Source organism: Streptomyces sp. AM25 (genome assembly GCF_058146165.1).
Map to the genome: position 1 here is coordinate 438,401 of NZ_JBKIWN010000009.1, position 13,477 is coordinate 451,877.

At 73.3% G+C, this 13,477-nt stretch carries 14 protein-coding genes; 10 read left to right on the forward strand and 4 right to left on the reverse strand.

Translation table 11 applies throughout. The features are described 5' to 3' along the window. Positions 1-2 precede the first annotated feature (2 nt). From ACLHRZ_RS14695 to ACLHRZ_RS14710, 4 genes are read left to right on the forward strand one after another with little or no spacing between them, the layout of a single operon-like run. Positions 3-1,415 carry an ArsA family ATPase gene (locus tag ACLHRZ_RS14695; RefSeq protein ID WP_490418843.1) on the forward strand — a complete coding sequence of 471 codons (1,413 nt, stop codon included), beginning with the start codon at positions 3-5 and terminating at the stop codon, positions 1,413-1,415. Positions 1,416-1,471: 56 nt separating this feature from the next. After that, positions 1,472-1,888 carry a DUF5304 family protein gene (locus ACLHRZ_RS14700; RefSeq protein ID WP_490418844.1) on the forward strand — a complete coding sequence of 139 codons (417 nt, stop codon included), beginning with the start codon at positions 1,472-1,474 and terminating at the stop codon, positions 1,886-1,888. Positions 1,889-1,944: 56 nt separating this feature from the next. Continuing rightward, positions 1,945-2,886, forward strand: coding sequence for an ROK family glucokinase (locus tag ACLHRZ_RS14705; RefSeq protein ID WP_490418845.1), 942 nt, complete (start codon positions 1,945-1,947; stop codon positions 2,884-2,886). An 8-nt stretch (positions 2,887-2,894) separates the two neighbouring features. Continuing rightward, a complete protein-coding gene (locus ACLHRZ_RS14710; RefSeq protein WP_490418846.1) occupies positions 2,895-3,650 on the forward strand; it encodes an endonuclease/exonuclease/phosphatase family protein in 756 nt (251 codons plus the stop codon). A gap of 82 nt (positions 3,651-3,732) precedes the next feature. Here the strand turns inward: ACLHRZ_RS14710 and ACLHRZ_RS14715 are convergent, their stop codons facing one another. Beyond that, positions 3,733-4,263, reverse strand: a complete 531-nt coding sequence (locus tag ACLHRZ_RS14715) for a hypothetical protein (protein ID WP_490418847.1) — start codon at positions 4,261-4,263, stop codon at positions 3,733-3,735. Continuing rightward, positions 4,256-5,038, reverse strand: a complete 783-nt coding sequence (locus tag ACLHRZ_RS14720) for an alpha/beta hydrolase (protein WP_490418848.1) — start codon at positions 5,036-5,038, stop codon at positions 4,256-4,258. Before ACLHRZ_RS14720 ends, ACLHRZ_RS14715 begins: the two co-directional genes overlap by 8 nt. A gap of 134 nt (positions 5,039-5,172) precedes the next feature. Between ACLHRZ_RS14720 and ACLHRZ_RS14725 the strand changes: the two genes are divergently transcribed. Genes ACLHRZ_RS14725 through ACLHRZ_RS14740 form a run of 4 tightly spaced genes read left to right on the forward strand, consistent with a single transcriptional unit; the run spans position 5,173 to position 8,916 of the window. Further along, positions 5,173-5,922 (forward strand): 1-acyl-sn-glycerol-3-phosphate acyltransferase, encoded by a 750-nt coding sequence (locus ACLHRZ_RS14725; RefSeq protein ID WP_336412596.1) that lies wholly within the window; start codon positions 5,173-5,175, stop codon positions 5,920-5,922. Between the two features lie 21 nt (positions 5,923-5,943). Further along, positions 5,944-7,167, forward strand: a complete 1,224-nt coding sequence (macS, locus tag ACLHRZ_RS14730) for a MacS family sensor histidine kinase (RefSeq protein WP_490418849.1) — start codon at positions 5,944-5,946, stop codon at positions 7,165-7,167. Next, positions 7,164-7,835 (forward strand): response regulator, encoded by a 672-nt coding sequence (locus tag ACLHRZ_RS14735; RefSeq protein WP_490418850.1) that lies wholly within the window; start codon positions 7,164-7,166, stop codon positions 7,833-7,835. The genes macS and ACLHRZ_RS14735 overlap by 4 nt, the downstream gene beginning before the upstream one ends. A 49-nt stretch (positions 7,836-7,884) precedes the next feature. Then, a complete protein-coding gene (locus ACLHRZ_RS14740; protein WP_490418851.1) occupies positions 7,885-8,916 on the forward strand; it encodes a 6-phosphofructokinase in 1,032 nt (343 codons plus the stop codon). 50 nt (positions 8,917-8,966) lie between these two features. On the opposite strand, the gene ACLHRZ_RS14745 is transcribed toward ACLHRZ_RS14740, so the two are convergent. Next, positions 8,967-10,865 carry an anthranilate synthase family protein gene (locus ACLHRZ_RS14745; RefSeq protein WP_490418852.1) on the reverse strand — a complete coding sequence of 633 codons (1,899 nt, stop codon included), beginning with the start codon at positions 10,863-10,865 and terminating at the stop codon, positions 8,967-8,969. A gap of 297 nt (positions 10,866-11,162) precedes the next feature. Between ACLHRZ_RS14745 and ACLHRZ_RS14750 the strand changes: the two genes are divergently transcribed. Both ACLHRZ_RS14750 and ACLHRZ_RS14755 read left to right on the forward strand, forming a co-directional pair. After that, the gene (locus ACLHRZ_RS14750) at positions 11,163-12,512 is read left to right on the forward strand and encodes a class II 3-deoxy-7-phosphoheptulonate synthase (RefSeq protein WP_490418853.1); all 1,350 of its coding nucleotides are present in this window, start codon (positions 11,163-11,165) and stop codon (positions 12,510-12,512) included. Between the two features lie 129 nt (positions 12,513-12,641). After that, a complete protein-coding gene (locus ACLHRZ_RS14755; RefSeq protein WP_490418919.1) occupies positions 12,642-12,896 on the forward strand; it encodes a (2Fe-2S)-binding protein in 255 nt (84 codons plus the stop codon). Between the two features lie 16 nt (positions 12,897-12,912). On the opposite strand, the gene bfr is transcribed toward ACLHRZ_RS14755, so the two are convergent. Beyond that, positions 12,913-13,401 carry a bacterioferritin gene (gene bfr, locus ACLHRZ_RS14760; RefSeq protein ID WP_490418854.1) on the reverse strand — a complete coding sequence of 163 codons (489 nt, stop codon included), beginning with the start codon at positions 13,399-13,401 and terminating at the stop codon, positions 12,913-12,915. Positions 13,402-13,477: the final 76 nt, after the last annotated feature.

Here is a 13,477-nt window from a genome sequence, read left to right on the forward strand (position 1 = left end):
TCTTGCGCACGGTCCTCGTCACCGGTCCCGGCGGCGCGGGCCGCACCACCGCGGCCGCGGCCGCCGCGCTCGCCGCGGCCCGGCAGGGGCGGCGCGTACTGCTGCTCAGCTGCGACCGGGGCCCCGCCCCCGGCGCGGTGCTCGGCAGGGCGCTGCCCGCGGACGGCGGGGCCGCCGGCCCCTGGACGCCGCCCGTCGAGGCGGCCCCCGGGATGTGGGCCGCCCGCGTCGCCGCCGACGGGCACTTCCGCGCCGTCGCCCGCGACCTCCAGGACCGCGGCGCCTCCCTCTTCGACCTGCTGGGCGCCGCCCCGCTGGACGCCGACGAACTCACCGAGGTGCCCGGCGCCGAGCCGCTCGCGATCCTCGCCGCCCTGCGCGCCGCCCACGCCGACGGCCGCTGGGACCTCGTCGTCGCCGACATGCCGCCCGTGCAGGACACCGTGCGGCTGCTCGCCCTGCCCGAGCAGCTGCGGCGCTACCTGCGCCGCCTGCTGCCCCCCGAACGCCAGGCGGCCCGCGCCCTGCGCCCCATGCTGGCCCAGCTCGCCGGGGTGCCCATGCCGGCCGCCCGGCTGTACGAGACGGCCGAGCGGTGGCAGCGGGAACTCGCCGCCGTCCAGGACGTGTTCGAGTCCGCCGCCACGACCGTCCGCCTCGTCGCCGAGCCGCTGCCGACCACCGTCGAGACCCTCCGCACGGCCCGTGCCGGCCTCGCCCTCCAGGGCTGCCGCATCGACGCCCTGATCCTCAACCGCCTGCTCCCGGACGACTCCGCCGACCCCTGGCTGGCGGGCCTCGCCGCCGAGCAGCGCCTTGCGGGCAAGGCGCTGCGGGAGGACTTCACGGCCGACGCCGTGCCCGTCTGCGAACTGCCCCACCTGGGGCGCAGCCCGCGGGGCACGGAGGATCTGACGGAACTGGCCCTGCGGGCCGAGGAGGCCGCTGCGCGGGACGGTGCGGACGGGTCCGGCGCCGGCGCGGCGTGGGCCGGGGCCGGTGCGGGCCCCGGCGTCGGCTACGGCGACTGCGCGGCAGCGCCCGATGCCGGAGGCGATGCACCTGCCGGGCGCAGCAGCGACTCCGCCGGCGCCGGACTCCTCCTCGGCCTCGACGCGGTCGGCCCGGCAGCCGGCCCCGCAGGGGAGCGGCGTCCCGATCCCTGGTCCGTCGAGGACCGACTGAAGGGCGACGGCATGCTCGTCTGGCGGCTCCCCCTGCCCGGTGCGGAGCGCGACGCGCTCGGGCTGGTGCGGCGCGGGGACGAACTCGTCGTCGCCGTGGGGCCGTTCCGGCGGGTGCTGCCGCTGCCGTCCGCGCTGCGCCGGTGCAGCGTCGCGGGGGCGGGGCTGCAGGACGGGGCGCTGTGCGTGCGCTTCATACCCGACCCGGACCTGTGGCCCAGGACTTCGTAACGGCGCTACCCCGTTCGGGTAACGTCGGAGGAAATACCGGCCGCAGGAGTTCCGACATGAGCGATGCCACCCAGCGCCCCGGCGAGGCGCCCGACCCCGACGCCTGGGAGCGGGCCTGCGCGGAGGATCTCGCCGCCGAGAACGCCCGCCGCCGCGGGCAGGAGCCCGGCACCGCGGCCGAGGAGCTGCGCAAGCTCATGGACGCCGTCGCCGACAAGGTCTCCGAGATCCGGCTGCCCGCCGTGCAGCACGTCGTCGAGGCCGCCCGGGCGGCCGTCGAGCCCGTCGTCGAGCGCAACCCCGAGGTCTTCGACCACCTGGCCGCCGCCGGCTCCGAACTGCTGGCCGCCTACCGTGCCGCCGTCGCCGGCCAGGAGCGCCGCTGGACCCGCGACGAACCGGCCTCCCGGCCGCCCGGGCCGGGCCCGGACGGGGCCGCCGGGGGCGGAAGCGAACGCATCGACCTGGACTGACCAGGGCTCCGGTACGGTTGGTCGCGGCGGGGTTGGAGCTACTGACTGAGGGACACATGGGACTCACCATCGGCGTCGACATCGGCGGCACGAAGATCGCGGCCGGCGTGGTCGATGCAGAGGGCACGATCCTCGCCACATGCAAGGTGCCGACCCCCCCGACCCCGGAAGGCGTCATCGACGCCATCGCCGATGCGGTGCGCACCGTCAGCGAGGGCTTCGAGGTCGAGGCCGTCGGCATCGGTGCCGCGGGCTACGTGGACGACAAGCGCGCCACGGTGCTCTTCGCCCCGAACATCAACTGGCGCCACGAGGCGCTCAAGGACAAGGTCGAGCAGCGCGTCGGCCTCCCGGTCGTCGTCGAGAACGACGCCAACGCCGCCGCCTGGGGCGAGTACCGCTTCGGCGCGGGCCAGGGCCACGACGACGTCATCTGCATCACGCTGGGCACCGGCCTCGGCGGCGGCATCATCATCGGCAACAAGCTGCGCCGCGGCCGCTTCGGCGTGGCCGCCGAGTTCGGCCACATCCGGGTCGTCCCGGACGGCCTGCTGTGCGGCTGCGGCAGCCAGGGCTGCTGGGAGCAGTACGCCTCCGGCCGCGCCCTCGTCCGCTACGCCAAGCAGCGCGCCCAGGCCACCCCGGGCAACGCGGAGATCCTCCTCGGCCTGGGCGACGGCACCCCCGAGGGCATCGAGGGCAAGCACATCAGCGAGGCCGCCCGGCAGGGCGACCCGGTGGCCGTCGACTCCTTCCGCGAGCTGGCCCGCTGGGTCGGCGGCGGGCTCGCCGACCTGGCCTCGCTCTTCGACCCCTCGGCGTTCATCGTCGGCGGCGGGCTCTCGGACGAGGGCGACCTCGTCCTCGACCCGATCCGCAAGTCCTTCCGCCGCTGGCTGGTGGGCGGCCAGTGGCGCCCGCACGCCCAGGTGCTCGCCGCCCAGCTCGGCGGCAGGGCAGGCCTCGTCGGCGCCGCCGACCTGGCCCGGCAGGGCTGACACCGCGGATGCTCGCGGACCTGCCGGCCTCGACGTCCGCCCCGGACGCATCGGTCGTCCGCGTGCTCAGCTACAACGTCCGCTCGATGCGCGACGACGTGGCGGCACTGGCCCGGGTCATCCGGGCCTGCGCCGCCGACGTCGTCTGCATCCAGGAGGCCCCGCGCTTCTTCCGCTGGCGCAAGGCGGCGGCCCGGCTCGCCCGCGAGTCCGGCCTGGTGTACGTCACCGGGGGCGCCACCGCCTCGGGGCCGATGATCCTGTCCTCGCTGCGCGCCCACGTCGAGCACACGGAGGACGTGCTGCTGCCGCGCACCCCCGGCCTGCACCAACGGGGCTTCGCCACGGCGGTGCTGCGCTTCGGGCGGGCGCGGCTGGGCGTGCTCAGCTGCCACCTGAGCATCAACGAGCGCGAGCGGTACGTCCAAGGGGGCCTGCTGCTGGAGCAGTTGGGCGCGCTGGGCGTGCCGTACGCCGTCGCGGCGGGCGATCTGAACGACCGCCCGGACGGCAGGACCTTCAGCCGGCTGTCCGCGGTCCTGCAGGACGGCTGGGCCACGGCGCCGTGGGGGCGGGAGCACACGACGCGGCTCGGTGATCCGCTCCAGCGGATCGACGCGGTGTTCGCCACCGAGGGTGTGCGCGTGCTGGGTTGCGGGGTGCCGATGGGGTTGCCGGGGGTGGCGGAGGGGGATTTGCGCTCCGCCACGGATCACCTGCCGGTGCTGGCCGCCGTGCGGGTGCCGGTGGCCCCGGCCCGGTAGGGGGCGCGGGGCTGTGCGTGATCATGCGGCTCCGCCGCGTGGGCGCGACCAGCCACAGACGGCCCGCAGCTGCAGAACCGCCTTAGACCACGGCCCCCCGGCCGGGGTCGTCGTCATCGTCCCCGTCACTGTCCCGCATGCGCAGCACCAGCGTGGCGAAGCCGCCCAGGAAACCCCCCACCCCCAGCGTGGTGATCCACCACGTCAACTCCTGCCGCAGCAGCACCATCACGAGCAGCAGCAGCGGGCCGCCCAGTACCGCGATCCACGCGAACCGCGACGTCACGTCGCCGGTCGGCAGCGGCGGGGGCTCCGGCGGGACGAAGTGGCCCTCGTCCTCCTGCTCGGCGGCCGCCGCGGCGGGCGGGGTCGTCCAGTCGCGCGGGCCGACCCCGGGCGCGTAGACGATGAAACTCCCCGGCCGCTCGGGCTCGGCCGGCTCCGGCGCCTTCTCCGGGGCGGCGTCCTCGCCGCCCGTGGCGGGCCAGCGGCCCTTCTCCGGATCGGGCTGTTCACCGTAGGAGGCGACGAGTTGCTGCCACGCCGCCTCCTCGTCCAGCGGGTCGCGGCTCTCGTCGCGGTCGCGGTCGCGGTCCGCGTCACGCTCAGCCACGGCCGGCCGCCCCCTCCCCGGCGACGGCCGCGCCGGTGAGCCGGCCGATGAACGCGTACGACTCGTCGAAGATCGTCGCGGCGTCGTGGTCCAGCGTGGCCACGTGGTAGCTGCGCTCCAGCAGCCGCTCGGTGACGTCGCGGGAGGAGACCCGGGAGAGGATGCGCGCCGAGTCGGCGGGCGGCACCACGTGGTCCTCGGGGCTGTGCATCAGCAGCAACGGCTGGGTGACCTGCGGCAGTTCGGAGTCCAGGCGCTGCAGGAAGCGGCGGAAGGAGTGCGCGGCGTGCAGCGGCACCCGGTCGTAGCCGGTCTCCGTGGCGCCGTCCTTGGCGATGTCGCTCGCGATGCCCTTGGTCGTCCGCACCAGGTGCCGCACGACGGGCAGGGCCTTGGCCGCCAGGCCGTGCACCTTGTTCGCCGGGTTGACGACGCACACGCCGGAGACCGCGTCCCCGTGGTGGGCGGCCAGCCGCAGCGCCAGCGCGCCGCCCATGGACAGGCCGAAGACGAAGACCTGCGCGCAGCGCTCGCGCAGCCGCCACAGCTCGCGGTCGACCTCCGCGTACCAGTCCTGCCAGCCCGTGATCTGCATGTCCTGCCAGCGGGTGCCGTGCCCCGGCAGCAGCGGAAGCGCGACGCTCAGGCCCCGTTCGGCGAGATAATCGGCCCAGGGGCGGACGGACTGCGGGGAGCCGGTGAAGCCGTGACACACAAGGACGCCGACCTCTCCGCCGTCATGGCGGAAGGGCTCGGCCCCGGGGAGGAGCAGCACCGGATTCTCCGATCGCAGATGGCATGGAAGGCGCGGGGAAACCCAAGGAAAGGGGTCGGTCCTCAGCGTACGCGGAGCGTCGCATGCCGGGTAGGCAGGTTAAGGTCTCCTCGTCACACACAGGAGGTTCTCGGTTGTTCTACGGCGCAATGAAGCTGTCCATCGGCGGGTCGCTGAAGCTTGCCTTCCGGCCGTGGGTGGAGGGGCTGGAGAACGTACCGGCCGAGGGGCCCGCGATCCTGGCGAGCAACCACCTGTCCTTCTCGGACTCCTTCTTCCTGCCCGCGGTCCTCGACCGCAAGATCACGTTCATCGCGAAGCAGGAGTACTTCACCTCTCCCGGAGTCAAGGGAAAGCTGACGGCCGCCTTCTTCAAGGGCGTCGGCCAGCTCCCGGTCGACCGCTCGGGCGCCCGCGGCGCCGGCGAGGCCGCGATCAAGAGCGGTATCGAGGTGCTGGAGCGCGGTGAGCTCTTCGGCATCTACCCGGAGGGCACCCGTTCCCCGGACGGCCGTCTCTACCGCGGCAAGCCGGGCGGCCTCGCCCGGGTCGCGCTGGCCACCGGGGCCCCGGTGATCCCGGTCGCGATGATCGACACGGAGAAGATCCAGCCGCCCGGCAAGGTCGTGCCGAAGCTGATGCGGCCCGGCATCCGGATCGGCAAACCGCTGGACTTCAGCCGCTACCACGGCATGGACGGCGACCGCTTCATCCTCCGCTCGGTGACCGACGAGGTCATGTACGAGATCATGAAGCTCTCCGGCCAGGAGTACGTCGACATCTACGCGACCGCCGCCAAGCGGCAGATCGCGGACGAGGCGAAGCGCAAGGCCGAGGAGGAGAAGGCGGCCAAGGCCGCCGGCCTGGAGAAGACGGACGAGTAGCACGAGCATCGGGGGCGGGGGATGGCGCAGCGCAGCGGGCGGCCGCGCGCGGTGCGGATGTCGGTCGAGCTCCCGCTGTGGCGGGCGCTCACGGGCTACCGCATCCTCACCCTCGGCTACGCCCTCGGCCTCTTCTGGCTGAGCCACCGCCACTACGCGCACCCGCTCGGCGCCGCCGCCTACATGGCGGTGCTCACCCTCTGGATGCTGCTGACCTGGAACAGGGTCACCGCACCCGAGCGCTGCACCCGGTCCTTCCTGATCGCCGACCTGGGCGTCGCCCTCGCGGGCATCCTGCTCACCTCCGTCGTCGACTCCCCGGCCCGGATCGACGGCGGCGCGGCTACGCTCCCGACGGTCTGGGCGGGCGGCGCGGTGCTGGGGCTGGCCATCAAGGGCGGCTGGCGCTGGGCCGCCGTCGGCTCCACGCTGGTGGCCGCCGCCAACCTCGCCGAGCGCGGCTACCTCGCCCGCGACACCGTCCACAACGTGCTGCTGGTGTGGATCTCCAGCATCGCCGTCGGCTACATCGTCGAGGTCGCCCGCGCCAGTGAACGCACCCTCGCCCGCGCCCTGCGGATAGAGGCGGCCACCCGCGAACGCGAGCGGCTGGCCCGGGACATCCACGACAGCGTGCTGCAGGTGCTGGCCATGGTGCAGCGCCGCGGCGCCGCCCTCGGCGGCGAGGCCGCGGAACTGGGCCGGATGGCCGGCGAGCAGGAGATCGCCCTGCGCACCCTGGTGGCCGGCGGCCTGCTGCCGCCGCAGCGCTCGGCCGAGCAACTGGCCGACGACGCCGAGCTCGTCCGGACCGTCCCCGAGGTCCCGGCCGGCCCCTGCGACCTGCGGGCGCTGCTGGCCCCGTACGCCGGGTCCGCCGTCTCCGTCGCGGCGCCCGGCACGCCCGTGCTGCTGGAGGCGGCCGCGGCGGCGGAGCTGGCGGCCGCCGTCGGTGCCGCCCTGGACAATGTCGCCCGGCATGCGGGGCCGGACGCGCGGGCCTGGATCCTGCTGGAGGACGAACCGGACGAAATCATCGTCACCGTACGGGACGACGGCCCGGGCATCGCCGAGGGACGGCTGGCGGACGCGGAGCGCGAGGGGCGCATGGGCGTCGCCCTCTCCATCCGCGGCCGGCTGCGCGACCTGGGCGGCGGCGCCGTGGTGGAGTCCGTGCCCGGCCAGGGCACCGAGGTCGAGCTGAGAGTTCCGCGGAGCTCACGGGGGAGTGGAGTCGCAGGATGAGCACGGCAGCAGCGGTCAAGGTCATGGTGGTCGACGACCACCCCATGTGGCGCGACGCGGTCGCGCGCGACCTGGCGGCCGCCGGGTACGAGATCGTCGCCACCGCGGGCGACGGCCCGCAGGCGGTGCGCCGGGCGAAGGCCGCGGCCCCCGACGTCCTGGTCCTCGACCTCAACCTGCCGGGCCTGCCCGGGGTCGCCGTCTGCAAGGAGCTCGTCGGCGAGAACCCCGCCCTGCGGGTCCTCGTCCTGTCCGCCAGCGGCGAGCACGCCGACGTCCTGGAGGCCGTGAAGTCCGGGGCCACCGGCTATCTGCTGAAGTCCGCCAGCACCGGGGAACTGCTGGACGCCGTGCGCCGCACGGCCGCGGGCGACGCGGTCTTCACCCCGGGCCTGGCCGGCCTGGTGCTCGGCGAGTACCGCAGGCTGGCCGCCGGCCCCGCCCCCGCCGCGCCCGACGAGCCCGCGGTCCCGAGCCTCACCGACCGTGAGACCGAGATCCTGCGCCTCGTCGCCAAGGGGCTCTCGTACAAGCAGATCGCCGAGCGGCTGGTTATTTCCCACCGCACGGTGCAGAACCATGTTCAGAACACCTTGGGCAAGCTCCAGTTGCACAACCGTGTGGAGCTCGTCCGCTACGCGATCGAGCGAGGTCTCGACGACGCCTGACGCCGCCTGCGGCCGGGCGTCACCCGGCACTCGGCGAAGGGAAGGTGTCATGCGGGTCGGAGTACTGACCGGCGGCGGGGACTGCCCCGGGCTCAACGCGGTCATCCGCGCCGTCGTCCGCAAGGGCGTCCAGCGCTACCACTACGACTTCACCGGCTTCAAGGACGGCTGGCGCGGACCGCTCACGGGAGCGGTCACGCGCCTCGACATCCCCGCGGTACGGGGCATCCTGCCGCGCGGCGGCACCGTGCTCGGCTCCTCGCGGACCAACCCCCTCCGGGAGCCGGACGGGGTCCGCCGCATCAAGGAGAACCTGGCCAAGCAGGAGGTGGACGCCCTCATCGTCATCGGCGGCGAGGACACCCTGGGCGTGGCCTGCCGCCTCTCGGACGAACACGGCATCCCCTGCGTCGGGGTGCCCAAGACCATCGACAACGACCTCTCCGCCACCGACTACACCTTCGGCTTCGACACCGCCGTCAACATCGCCACCGAGGCCATCGACCGGCTGCACACCACGGCCGAGTCGCACATGCGCGTCCTCGTCGTCGAGGTCATGGGCCGGCACGCGGGCTGGATCGCGCTGCACTCCGGCCTGGCGGGCGGCGCCAACGTCATCCTCGTCCCCGAGCAGCGGTTCGACCTCGACGAGGTCTGCGGATGGGTCACCTCGCGCTTCCGCGCGAGCTACGCGCCGATCGTGGTGGTGGCGGAGGGGGCCATGCCGCGCGACGGCGACCTGGTGCTCAAGGACGCCCCGGCGCACGACTCCTTCGGGCACGTCCGGCTGTCCGGCGTGGGGGAGTGGCTGGCCAAGCAGATCGAGGCCCGCACGGGCAAGGAGGCCCGGACCACGGTGCTGGGCCACGTCCAGCGCGGCGGCACGCCGAGTGCGTTCGACCGGTGGCTGGCGACGCGCTTCGGGCTGCACGCCATCGACGCCGTCCGGGACGGGGCGTTCGGGCAGATGGTGGCGCTGCGGGGGACGGACGTCGTCCGTGTCCCCCTGGCCGAGGCGACGGCGAAGCTGAAGACGGTGCCGCCCGAGCAGTACGAGGAGGCGCGCGTCTTCTTCGGCTGACGTCACCCCCGGTTGCCGGACGGGCCGGAAGACCCGTCCGGCAACCGACTTCAGACGAGCACTGCCGCCAGCAGCTCCGTGACGATCGACGCACCGTTCAGCGTCAGCACCGACTCCGGGTGGAACTGGACTCCCGCGAAGCCGCGCCCCCGCAGGGCGTGTACGTCACCCGTCACCGGATCCCTGCTGAGCTCGACCCCGTCGAGACCGGCACCGCCCCGCGCGGTGAACGTGTTGTAGAAGCCCACGACCTCCTCCCGCCCGAAGAAGTCGATCTTCTCCTGCGCCCCCTGGAAGGGCACCTCCTTCCGTACGATCTCCACCCCCAGCTCCGCCGCGATCAGTTCGTGCCCCAGGCACACCCCCAGCAGCCCGTGCCGGTGTTCGCGCAGCAGGTCCGCGGCCAGCCCGCGCAGCAGCCGCATCTTCGGGTCGGCCGCGTCCGAGGGGTTGCCGGGACCGGGGCCCAGCACCACGGGGCCCGCGTGGGTCAGCGCGGCGTCCCGCAGACCGGGCTCGTCGTAGCGCCGCACCGTCACCTTCAGCCCCGAGGTGCGCAGGAGGTGGGCGAGCATCGCCGTGAAGGTGTCCTCGCCGTCGACGACCAGGGCGTGCCCGGTCAGCGCTCCGGTGGACCCGGGCGTCTGCATCCGCAGCCAGAACGGGGCCAGGTCCGCGCGCCGGGCATCCAGCGCCTCCCGTACCCGCGGGTCGTCCCCGAGCCGTACGGGCGGGGCGGCCGACGGGCGTACGGGGCCGCGGCGCACGCCCAGGGCGGCCAGCACGCCGGCCGCCTTGGCGTGGGTCTCGGCGACCTCGCCGTGCGGGTCGGAGCGGCGCACGAGCGTGGCACCGACCCCGACCCGCAGCCGGCCGCGCCGGTCGATGTCCGCGGTGCGGATGAGGATCGGGGAGTCGAGGATCTGCGCACCGCCCGCGTCGCGGCCGATCAGCGCGAGCGCCCCCGCGTAGTAGCCGCGGCCGTGGGGTTCGTACCGCTCGATGACGCGGCAGGCGTTCTGCACGGGCGAGCCGGTGACGGTCGCCGCGAACATCGTCTCCCGCAGCACCTCGCGCACGTCCAGCGAGGAGCGCCCGCGCAGTTCGTACTCGGTGTGCGCGAGGTGGGCCATCTCACGGAGCCGCGGGCCGACGACCACGCCGCCCCGGTCGCCGACGGTGCACATCATCTTCAGCTCCTCGTCGACGACCATGGACAGCTCCTCCACCTCCTTGCGGTCGTGCAGGAAGGCCAGCAGCCCGTCCTCCGAGGCGCCTCCGGCCGGATAGCGGTAGGTGCCGCTGATGGGATTCATCACGACCGTCCCGCCGGACATCCGCACGTGGACCTCCGGGCTGGCGCCCACCAGCGTGCGGTCGCCGGTGTGGACGACGTACGTCCAGTAGGCGCCGCGCTCGCCGGACAGCAGCCGCCGGAAGAGGGCCAGGGCGTCGGCGGGCCCGAAGCCGTGGACCTCGCCCTCGAAGGTGCGCCGGATCACGAAGTTGGCGCCCTCGCCGGTGCCGATCTCGTCCTCGATCACGCGCTCGACGATGCGTGCGTAGGCGTCGTCGTCCACGTCGAAGGTGCCGCCCTCGACCCGGACCTTGTGGGCGGGCAGGGCGTCGAGGACGGCGTCGAGCGGCAGTTCGTGGGTCTCCTCCGGGCACAGCACCAGCAGCGGGGTGCCGTCGTCGCGGACGTCGAAGCCGCGCTCGCGGATCTGCCGGAAGGGGACGAGGGCCAGGGCGTCGTGCACCGGCGCGCCGCCTGCGGGCGGGCCGGAGGGGAGCGGGACGTCGGCCAGCCGCCCGGCCTCGGAGACCGGGCCGAGGAGGAGTTCGACCGTGCCCTCGGGATGACCGGGGGTGCGGCGGTGCAGCAGGGCGAAGGGCGGGCAGCCGTGCGCGGTCAGCCGGGCGAGCAGGGCGGCAGAGGTTGCGGCCATGGGAGAGGTTCCTTCCTGATGGGGGGAGGAACGGCCTGCCGGATGCGCCCCGCGGACGCGGAAGGCCGCCCCTCGGGGCGGCCTTGGCGATGCGATCGGTGTACGCGCGATCAGTGGGCCGCCGGAGGAGCGGTCCACCACCAGTACTGGTTACGGGTGCTGGGCACGTACATGCGGGGCAGGCTACCCGACGCCTCCCACATCTGTCGCGGGATTATCCGGAGCCTCGTCTCACGGTTCGTCTCATACTCCGGTCCGGCCCCGGAACGGCCCCCGCGACCCCGTAATGTTGGGTGCGTGACCGTGAACGCTGAAATCCACGCCGGTGGCAACACCTGGCGCTCCCTGACCGCGGCGCAGCAGCCTGACTGGCCGGACCAAGAGGCTCTGCGCGATGTGATCGCCGAGCTCGAGTCCTATCCGCCCCTCGTCTTCGCCGGCGAGTGCGACCAGCTGCGTCAGCGTCTGGGAGCCGTCGCGCGCGGCGAGGCGTTCCTGCTCCAGGGCGGTGACTGCGCGGAGGCCTTCGACGCCGTCGGCGCCGACCAGATCCGCAACAAGCTCAAGACCCTGCTCCAGATGGGCGCGGTGCTCACCTACGCCGGGTCGGTGCCCGTCGTCAAGGTCGGCCGGATCGCCGGCCAGTACAGCAAGCCGCGCTCGAAGCCGACCGAGACCCGCGACGGCGTGACCCTGCCGACCTACCGCGGCGACTCCGTCAACGGCTTCGCCTTCACGCCCGAGGCCCGCATGCCGGACCCGCAGCGGCTGAAGCGCATGTATCAGGCCTCGGCCTCCACGCTGAACCTGGTGCGCGCCTTCACCACCGGCGGCTACGCGGACCTGCGCCAGGTGCACGCCTGGAACCAGGACTTCGTGAAGTCCTCGCCCTCCGGCCAGCGCTACGAGCAGCTGGCCCGGGAGATCGACCGGGCGATGAGCTTCATGAACGCCTGCGGCGTGGACCCGGAGGCGCTGAAGGCGGTCGAGTTCTACGCGTCCCACGAGGCGCTGGTCCTCGACTACGAGTCCGCGCTGACCCGTGTCGACTCGCGCACCGGCCACCTCTACGACGTCTCGGGCCACATGGTCTGGATCGGCGAGCGCACCCGGCAGCTGGACGGCGCGCACATCGAGTTCGCGTCGAAGATCCGCAACCCGATCGGGGTGAAGCTCGGCCCGACCACCACGGTCGACGAGGCGCTGACCCTGGTCGACCGGCTGGACCCGGAGCGCGAGCCCGGCCGGCTGACCTTCATCACCCGGATGGGCGCGGGCAAGATCCGCGAGAAGCTCCCCGAGCTGGTCGAGAAGGTCACCGCGTCCGGTGCCGTGGTGGCCTGGATCAGCGACCCGATGCACGGCAACACCTTCGAGGCGGCCTCGGGCCACAAGACCCGCCGCTTCGACGACGTGCTGGACGAGGTCAAGGGCTTCTTCGAGGTCCACAAGGCCCTGGGCACCCACCCGGGCGGCATCCACGTGGAGCTCACCGGCGACGACGTCACCGAGTGCGTGGGCGGCGGCGACGAGATCTTCGTCGACGACCTGCACCAGCGCTACGAGACGGCCTGCGACCCGCGGCTGAACCGCAGCCAGTCGCTGGACCTGGCGTTCCTGGTGGCGGAGATGTACCGCGACCAGTGAGTCGCATGTGACGCATGAACGATGGGGTGCGGATCCTGTGATCCGCACCCCATCGCGTTGTGCGCTTCCCACCGGGCCAGGTAAGGTAAGGGTTACCTTATTGATCATTCTGGTGAGGCGGTGACCCGCGTGTACGTCTGCTCGTGCTTCGGCATCACGGAGCAGCAGGTGCGCGAGCACGCGGACCGGGGGGCGTGCACCCCCCGGCAGATCGCCGGGGCCTGCAAGGCGGGCACCGATTGCGGCAGCTGTGTGCGCCGCATCCAGGCGCTGCTCGGCCGCGGCGCATGCCCGCGCCGGGAGCTGGTCGACCAGGGGTCGGCCGATGCGCTGGGCGCCGAGGTCGTGCTGATGTCCGCCGTCTCCGGGGTGCGGGCCGCGTAGCCGGTACGGCCGGGGTCTACTTGCTGCTGCCGTTCTCCTGCTCGATGAACTGGGCGAGGTACAGCGGCTCGCCCAGCTTCTCGATCAGTTCGAGCTGGGTGTCGAGGTAGTCGATGTGGTCTTCCTCGTCCGCGAGGATCGACTCGAAGATGTTGGCCGAGGTGATGTCGCCCTTGGCCCGCATGACCTCCACCCCGCGCCGGAGCCGGTCGATGGCCTCGACCTCCACCTGCCGGTCGGCCTGGAACATCTCGACGATCGTCTGGCCGACCCGGACGTGGAACAGCCGCTGGTAATTGGGCAGCGCCTCCAGGAAGATGATCCGGTCCGTCAGGACCTCCGCGTGCCGCATCTCGTCGAACGACTCGGCCCGGGTGTGTGAGGCGATCTTCGTCCAGCCCTTGTGCTCCTGCAGCTTGGCGTGCAGGAAGTACTGGTTGATGGCGGTCAGCTCCGCCGTCAGCTGTTCGTTGAGGAACTCGATGACCTCGGGGTCGCCCTGCATTGCGCAGTCCTTCCAAGCGGATGTCCGGCAGATTGCGCCGCATCCTTGCATCGCCCCGGGGAGTCGTCCAGTAAGT

Excerpts from the sequence above, each read along its gene's own strand:
- ACLHRZ_RS14735 (WP_490418850.1), top strand. The coding sequence starts at position 7,164 with ATGAGCACGGCAGCAGCGGTCAAGGTCATGGTGGTCGACGACCACCCC.
- ACLHRZ_RS14745 (WP_490418852.1), bottom strand. The coding sequence starts at position 10,865 with ATGGCCGCAACCTCTGCCGCCCTGCTCGCCCGGCTGACCGCGCACGGC.
- ACLHRZ_RS14740 (WP_490418851.1), top strand. The coding sequence starts at position 7,885 with ATGCGGGTCGGAGTACTGACCGGCGGCGGGGACTGCCCCGGGCTCAAC.
- macS (WP_490418849.1), top strand. The coding sequence starts at position 5,944 with ATGGCGCAGCGCAGCGGGCGGCCGCGCGCGGTGCGGATGTCGGTCGAG.
- ACLHRZ_RS14710 (WP_490418846.1), top strand. The coding sequence starts at position 2,895 with ATGCTCGCGGACCTGCCGGCCTCGACGTCCGCCCCGGACGCATCGGTC.
- ACLHRZ_RS14705 (WP_490418845.1), top strand. The coding sequence starts at position 1,945 with ATGGGACTCACCATCGGCGTCGACATCGGCGGCACGAAGATCGCGGCC.
- bfr (WP_490418854.1), bottom strand. The coding sequence starts at position 13,401 with ATGCAGGGCGACCCCGAGGTCATCGAGTTCCTCAACGAACAGCTGACG.
- ACLHRZ_RS14700 (WP_490418844.1), top strand. The coding sequence starts at position 1,472 with ATGAGCGATGCCACCCAGCGCCCCGGCGAGGCGCCCGACCCCGACGCC.